Consider the following 7,504-nt stretch of genomic DNA (forward strand, 5'->3'; position numbering starts at 1 on the left):
CAGCCTACTGGAGGCCAGGGTTTCGGGTATTGCTCTGGCGCAGTGTTACTCGACGGCCTTGACCATGTCTTCGATGACCTTCTTGGCATCACCAAAGACCATCATGGTCTTGTCCAGGTAGAACAGTTCGTTATCCAGCCCGGCGTAACCACTGGCCATCGAGCGCTTGTTGACGATGATGGTCTTGGCCTTGAACGCTTCCAGGATCGGCATGCCGGCAATCGGCGAGTTGGGGTCGTTCTTGGCGGCCGGGTTGACCACGTCGTTCGCGCCCAGCACCAGCACCACGTCAGCCTGGCCGAATTCGGAGTTGATATCCTCCATCTCGAACACCTGGTCGTAAGGCACTTCCGCCTCGGCCAGCAGGACGTTCATATGCCCAGGCATACGGCCGGCCACCGGGTGGATCGCGTATTTCACGGTCACGCCACGGTGGGTCAGTTTCTCGGTCAGTTCCTTCAGGGCATGCTGTGCCCGTGCCACTGCCAGGCCATAGCCTGGAACGATGATCACGGTGTCGGCGTTGGTCAGCAGGAAGGTGGCGTCGTCGGCCGAACCGGACTTCACCGGGCGTGCTTCTTTAGAACCCGCTGCAGCGCCGGCATCCGGCGCATTGCCGAAACCGCCGAGCAGTACATTAAAGAAGGAGCGGTTCATCGCCTTGCACATGATGTACGACAGGATCGCACCGCTTGAACCCACCAGCGAACCGGCAATGATCAGCATCGAGTTGTTCAACGAGAAGCCGATGCCCGCCGCTGCCCAGCCGGAGTAGCTGTTGAGCATCGACACAACAACCGGCATATCGGCGCCGCCAATCGGGATGATGATCAGCACGCCGAGCACGAACGCCAATGCCAGCATCAGCGCAAAGGCGGTGAGGTTGCCGGTGAACATGAACGCCAGGCCCAGGCCCAGGGTTGCGAGGCCGAGTACCAGGTTGATCTTGTGCTGGCCGCCAAACTGTACCGGTGCGCCTTGGAACAGGCGGAACTTGTACTTGCCCGAGAGCTTGCCGAACGCGATCACCGAACCGGAGAAGGTAATTGCGCCGATGGCCGCGCCGAGGAACAGCTCCAGGCGGTTGCCCGCCGGGATCGCATCGCCCAGGTGTTTGACGATGCCCAGGGACTGTGGCTCGACCACGGCGGCAATCGCGATAAACACCGCGGCCAGGCCGATCATGCTGTGCATGAAGGCGACCAGTTCGGGCATCTTGGTCATTTCTACGCGCTTTGCCATGATCGAGCCGGCGGTGCCGCCGACCAGCAGGCCGACGATCACGTAGCCGATACCGGCGGTGGCCAGCTCAGCGCCGAGCTTATAGATGAGGCCCACGGTCGTGAGTACCGCCAGCGCCATGCCGAGCATGCCGAACAGGTTGCCGCGTCGTGACGTAGTGGGATGCGACAGGCCTTTGAGGGCCTGGATAAAGCAGATCGACGCGATCAGGTACAGCGTCGTCACCAGATTCATGCTCATTACTTCGGCGCCTCTTCTTTTACTTTCGGGGCTTTCTTCTTGAACATCTCCAGCATCCTGCGAGTTACCAGGAAACCGCCGAACACGTTCACGGCTGCGAGGGCCACAGCCAGGGTGCCCATGGTCTTGCCCAGTGGCGTAACGGTCAGCGCTGCCGCGAGCATGGCGCCGACAATCACAATCGCTGAAATGGCGTTGGTCACTGCCATCAACGGTGTGTGCAGTGCGGGCGTTACGTTCCAGACCACGTGGTAACCGACATAAATCGCCAGCACAAAGATGATCAGGTTGTAGATACCGGGGGAGATAAGCTCTTCCATCGTCTGAATCCCTGCTTAGGCGTTTTTGCGGATGACTTGGCCGTCGCGGCACATGAGGCACGCGGCGACGATGTCGTCTTCGAGGTTGAGTTCAAACTGCCCTTCCTTGTTGAAGACCAGCTTCAGGAAGTCCAGCAGGTTGCGCGCATACAAGGCCGATGCATCGGCGGCGACGGCGCCGGCGAGGTTGGTCGGGCCGCAGATGATCACGCCGTTCTCCACCACCACCTGGTCGGCGACGGTCAGCGGGCAGTTGCCACCCTGGGCGGCGGCGAGGTCGATGACCACCGAGCCGGGCTTCATCTGCGCGACGGTGTCGGCGCTGAGCAGGGTCGGTGCCTTGCGGCCGGGGATCAGGGCGGTGGTGATGACAATGTCGGCCTGCTTGGCGCGTTCGTGCACCGCCAGGGCCTGGCGCTGCATCCAGCTGGTCGGCATTGGGCGCGCATAACCGCCGACGCCGACGGCGCATTCACTTTCTTCATCTGTCTCGTAGGGCACGTCGACGAACTTGGCGCCGAGCGACTCGATCTGCTCTTTTACCGCAGGGCGCACGTCGGATGCTTCGATCACCGCGCCCAGGCGTTTCGCCGTGGCGATGGCTTGAAGGCCTGCAACACCGGCGCCGAGGATCAGCACGCGCGCGGCTTTGACCGTACCGGCGGCGGTCATCAGCATCGGCATGAAGCGCGGGTAATGATGGGCGGCGAGCAACACGGCTTTATAACCGGCGATGTTGGCCTGGGAAGACAGCACGTCGAGGCTCTGGGCCCGCGAGGTACGTGGCGCAGCTTCCAGCGCAAAGGCAGTGATGCCCTGTTCGGCCAGCTTGGCAATGGTTTCGTTGCTGAACGGATTGAGCATGCCCACCAACACAGTGCCGCTTTTGATCAGCGCCAGTTCGCTGTCGCTGGGGGCGACCACCTTGAGAATCAGCTCGGCGCCAAACGCATCGCCGGCACTGCCAATGGTCGCGCCTGCCGCTTCATAGGCACTGTCGACGATGCTGGCGTTGAGGCCTGCATCGCTTTGAACAGTGACCTTATGGCCCTGGCCGATCAGCTTCTTGATGGTTTCCGGGGTGGCAGCCACCCGCGTTTCACCGGTCTGGGTTTCGAGAGGAACACCAATGTGCACGTCAAATCTCCTGCATGATCTTTTTGCTTTTGATCTTTTTGTAAAAAGGCCAGTGCACCGCGAGTGGCGCAGCTGGGGCGGCCGATCAGCACGATCCCGCTGAAATGAGAGCGGGGCGCGGCATTTTGCAGGCGAACTTTACGGCCTTCAAGGGATTATGACGGGTGACGAAAAATTAACTACAAGTCACCCTGTGACTGATTGTCGCAATGGTCTGAAATAACCTCTTTAAATACAGGTGTTTAAAGGGCTTCAGCTGGTTCGTGTGTTTTTTTCCATCGTTGATGTGAATAGTCGGGCATTGGCTGATAGGAGTCGCTACAAGCCACGAAAACCATGGCTTTAAGCCTTGTTTCAGGCTCACAGGTACAGTCTGCTTAAATGCGACATATACGTATATCTGTAGGCTTGAGATTTAGTTGACTACAAAGTCAGCATGTGAGGCTTGTCCTTTAAATGCTGGGGCTGTAGCGCTGCGATTGGTCTATCAACCAGTCTCTGAACGCGTGCAGTGAAGCGGATTCGACTTTTCTGTCAGGAATCATCAGGTAATAAGCCTTCGAACTGGTCAGTGCCTGCGGGCTTGCGATCACCAGTCGCTGCTCGTCCAGTTCTCGCTGGATAAGGAATGGCGGGATCAGTGCAATACCCATGTCATGCATGGCGGCTTGAGACAACATCGAGAATAGCTCGTAACGTGGGCCTGTCATGTCGCGGGGCACGTTCAGTTGCTGGGCGTTGAACCATTGGCGCCAGGCGTAGGGGCGGGTGGTCTGCTGCAGCAATGGCAGTTCTGCAATCTCCTGGGGGGTGAATCGCTCAAGTTCGCCCAATAGTCGCGGGCTGCACACGGGGACAGGATTTTCTCCCATTAGCCTGTGGGATTCGGTGCCGGACCAATCTGCGTCGCCGAAGTAAATTGCTGCGTCGAATTCCGTATCCGCAAATAGAAAAGGACGCGTGCGGTTAGTCAGGTTTACCGTCACCTCCGGATGCTCTCGTTGAAAGTCCTTGAGGCGAGGGATCAACCATTGCGTACCAAAAGTGGGTACCACGGCCAGTTCAATGGTGTTTGCGCCTTGCTGCCCCATGACGGACAGGGTATCGCGCTCCACAGCGTCCAGCTGGGTGGCCACGCGACGGCTGTATGAAAGTCCCGCCTCCGTCAGCTTTACCCCGCGCCGTGAGCGCCGAAACAGCTCGACACTTAAAAACTCCTCCAGGCTGGCGATCTGTCGGCAAATGGCGCCTTGGGTGATGGAAAGCTCATGCGCCGCCTTGGTAAAGCTCTCGTGGCGGGCTGCCGCTTCAAAACTGACAAGGGCGGTGGTGCTGGGAATTTTCCTGCGCATATACCTTGTCCTCACATAAAAAGTGCAACTGCGCCGCTTATAGGCGTTACGAAGTGAGAAATTATCACAAGCCTATGCAAAAACCTCGTTTGCTCTCCCTGCCTGCCCGGCCTAGGCTCCATGCACGACTTCTGATTTTCTTTGCGAGGACTCATTCATGGCTGGCAAGGCAAGCTTCAACTGGATCGATCCACTGCTGCTGGATCAACAGCTCACCGAAGAGGAGCGCATGGTGCGCGACAGTGCTGAGCAATTCGCCCAGGACAAGCTGGCGCCGCGTGTGCTCGAAGCTTTTCGCCATGAAAAGACCGATCCGGCGATTTTCCGTGAAATGGGTGAGACCGGTTTGCTGGGGGCGATGATTCCTGAGCAGTACGGGGGCAGTGGTTTGAACTACGTCAGCTACGGCCTGATTGCGCGTGAGGTTGAGCGCGTCGACTCCGGTTATCGCTCGATGATGAGTGTGCAGTCGTCACTGGTGATGGTGCCTATCAATGAGTTCGGCACCGAAGCGCAAAAGCAGAAGTACTTGCCGAAATTGGCCTCGGGCGAATGGATTGGCTGCTTTGGTTTGACCGAGCCTGATCACGGTTCCGATCCCGGCGCGATGGTTACTCGTGCACGCAAAGTGGATGGCGGCTACAGCCTGAGCGGCGCAAAAATGTGGATCACCAATAGCCCGATTGCGGACGTGTTTGTGGTGTGGGCCAAGGACGATGCTGGGGATATTCGTGGGTTTGTCCTGGAGAAAGGCTGGAAGGGCCTGAGTGCGCCGGCGATTCACGGCAAGGTCGGCCTGCGCGCCTCCATCACCGGTGAGATCGTGATGGATAACGTGTTTGTGCCGGAAGAGAACATTTTCCCGGATGTGCGCGGCTTGAAGGGTCCCTTCACCTGCCTGAACTCGGCGCGTTATGGCATCTCCTGGGGGGCTTTGGGGGCTGCGGAGTTTTGCTGGCACACCGCTCGCCAGTACACCCTGGATCGTCAGCAGTTCGGCCGGCCATTGGCGGCAACTCAATTGATCCAGAAGAAGTTGGCCGATATGCAGACCGAAATCACCCTGGCGCTGCAAGGCTGCCTGCGCCTGGGGCGTATGAAGGAAGAGGGAACGGCTGCGGTTGAAATCACATCGATCATGAAGCGCAACTCATGCGGCAAGTCCTTGGACATCGCACGTATGGCGCGGGACATGTTGGGGGGCAACGGCATCTCCGATGAGTTCGGGGTGGCGCGTCATCTGGTGAATCTTGAGGTGGTTAACACCTATGAGGGTACCCATGACGTGCACGCCCTGATTCTGGGACGCGCGCAAACCGGTCTTCAGGCGTTCTATTAATAGGGGGACGGCATGGGCGCGCTTTCGCATCTGCGGGTATTGGATTTATCGCGAGTGTTGGCAGGCCCTTGGTCCGGGCAGATCCTTGCGGATCTTGGGGCTGAGGTGATCAAGGTCGAGCGACCTGGTAGCGGTGACGATACGCGTGCTTGGGGGCCGCCCTTCCTTAAGGACGTGGATGGCGAGAATACGAGTGAAGCGGCGTACTACTTGTCGGCTAATCGCAACAAAGAGTCGGTGACTATCGATTTTACGCGGCCGGAGGGTCAGCAACTGGTGAGAGATCTGGCGGCCAAGTCCGACATCTTGATCGAAAACTTCAAGGTGGGTGGACTGGCGGCGTATGGGTTGGACTACGAGTCGCTCAAGAAGGTGAATCCGGAGTTGATCTACTGCTCGATTACTGGCTTCGGGCAGACGGGGCCATATGCCGCTCGCGCGGGGTATGACTTCATGATCCAGGGGTTGGGTGGGCTGATGAGTCTTACCGGCCGGCCGGAAGGTGATGAGGGGGCCGGGCCGGTGAAGGTGGGGGTGGCGTTGACTGACATTCTCACTGGGCTCTACTCGACGGTGGCGATCCTGGCTGCGCTGGCGCATCGGGATCATGACGGTGGTGGGCAGCATATCGATATGGCGTTGCTTGATGTGCAGGTGGCCTGCCTGGCTAACCAGGCGATGAACTACCTGGCCACGGGAGCGGCGCCAAAACGACTGGGTAATGCTCATCCGAATATCGTGCCTTATCAGGATTTCCCTACGGCGGATGGCGATTTCATATTGACCGTGGGTAATGACGGGCAATTTCGCAAGTTCGCCGAAGTGGCTGGGCAGCCGCAGTGGGCGGATGACCCACGGTTCTCTACTAATAAGGTGCGGGTAGCCAACCGCGCTGAGCTGATTCCATTGATTCGCCAGGTTACGGTCTTCAAGACGACGACTGAGTGGGTGTCACAACTGGAGCGGGTTGGTGTGCCTTGCGGGCCGATCAATGACCTGGCCCAGGTGTTTGCAGATCCTCAGGTGAAGGCACGAGGGTTGGCGATACAGCTGCCACATGCGTTGTCAGGGGTGGTGCCGCTGGTGGCCAGTCCGATTCGGTTATCCAAGACGCCTGTGGAATACCGTACTGCGCCTCCTCTATTGGGGCAGCATACGGCCAAGGTGCTGCAGGATGTGTTGGGGTTGGGCTCGGCGAATGTGAAGGCTTTAAAAGAAGCGGGAGTTATCTAGGAGCGATCTTCTATATAGAGGGCTTTTTTGGTGGTTTTTTAATCAGTTTCGGTAGATTGATAGGAAAACCAAATTAAGTGTTGACGGCAGATTCTGGACGTCTATAATTCGCCCCACTTCCGGCGCAGTCGAAACGTAAAACTCCTTGGTAAACAACGAGTTATGCAGAATAAGGCAGCGGATTGCTTCAGTTCATCGAAGCCCAGAAGGAGTTGATAGAGTCGTGTTGTTTGGCACTATTAACGATTCGATCTTCTCGGTCGAAAGCGCAGAAAAAGAGGTGTTGACAGCAGCGTGTAACGCTGTAGAATTCGCCTCCCGCTGACGAGAGATCGAAAGCGCAAGTGGTTGAAGTTGTTGAAGAAATCTTCGAAAGCTTCTGAAAATAATCACTTGACAGCAAATGAGGCTGCTGTAGAATGCGCGCCTCGGTTGAGACGAAAGATCTTAACCAATCGCTCTTTAACAACTGAATCAAGCAATTCGTGTGGGTGCTTGTGGAGTCAGACTGATAGTCAACAAGATTATCAGCATCACAAGTTACTCCGCGAGAAATCAAAGATGTAACCAACGATTGCTGAGCCAAGTTTAGGGTTTCTTAAAAACCCAAAGATGTTTGAACTGAAGAGTTTGATCATGGC

The 7,504-nt window shown here is 57.4% G+C and carries 6 protein-coding genes; 2 read left to right on the forward strand and 4 right to left on the reverse strand.

The window, feature by feature from the left end; all coding sequences use genetic code 11:
* Nucleotides 1-45: 45 nt before the first annotated feature.
* The 4 genes from AC07OT_RS11395 to AC07OT_RS11410 form a co-directional block, all read right to left on the reverse strand.
* A complete protein-coding gene (locus AC07OT_RS11395) occupies nucleotides 46-1,482 on the reverse strand; it encodes an NAD(P)(+) transhydrogenase (Re/Si-specific) subunit beta (protein WP_027608003.1) in 1,437 nt (478 codons plus the stop codon).
* The gene (locus tag AC07OT_RS11400; RefSeq protein ID WP_003187417.1) at nucleotides 1,482-1,802 is read right to left on the reverse strand and encodes an NAD(P) transhydrogenase subunit alpha part 2; all 321 of its coding nucleotides are present in this window, start codon (nucleotides 1,800-1,802) and stop codon (nucleotides 1,482-1,484) included. The genes AC07OT_RS11395 and AC07OT_RS11400 overlap by 1 nt, the downstream gene beginning before the upstream one ends.
* Before the next feature lie 15 nt (nucleotides 1,803-1,817).
* Complete coding sequence (locus AC07OT_RS11405; RefSeq protein ID WP_495108093.1) at nucleotides 1,818-2,939, reverse strand: Re/Si-specific NAD(P)(+) transhydrogenase subunit alpha; 1,122 nt, start codon at nucleotides 2,937-2,939, stop codon at nucleotides 1,818-1,820.
* 452 nt (nucleotides 2,940-3,391) lie between these two features.
* The gene (locus tag AC07OT_RS11410) at nucleotides 3,392-4,291 is read right to left on the reverse strand and encodes a LysR family transcriptional regulator (protein ID WP_141156404.1); all 900 of its coding nucleotides are present in this window, start codon (nucleotides 4,289-4,291) and stop codon (nucleotides 3,392-3,394) included.
* Between the two features lie 157 nt (nucleotides 4,292-4,448).
* Between AC07OT_RS11410 and AC07OT_RS11415 the strand changes: the two genes are divergently transcribed.
* Nucleotides 4,449-5,630 (forward strand): acyl-CoA dehydrogenase, encoded by a 1,182-nt coding sequence (locus tag AC07OT_RS11415; RefSeq protein WP_495108094.1) that lies wholly within the window; start codon nucleotides 4,449-4,451, stop codon nucleotides 5,628-5,630.
* A 12-nt stretch (nucleotides 5,631-5,642) separates the two neighbouring features.
* A complete protein-coding gene (locus tag AC07OT_RS11420) occupies nucleotides 5,643-6,863 on the forward strand; it encodes a CaiB/BaiF CoA transferase family protein (protein ID WP_495108095.1) in 1,221 nt (406 codons plus the stop codon).
* Nucleotides 6,864-7,504: the final 641 nt, after the last annotated feature.

The organism is Pseudomonas sp. GW821-FHT09C10 (assembly GCF_059418085.1).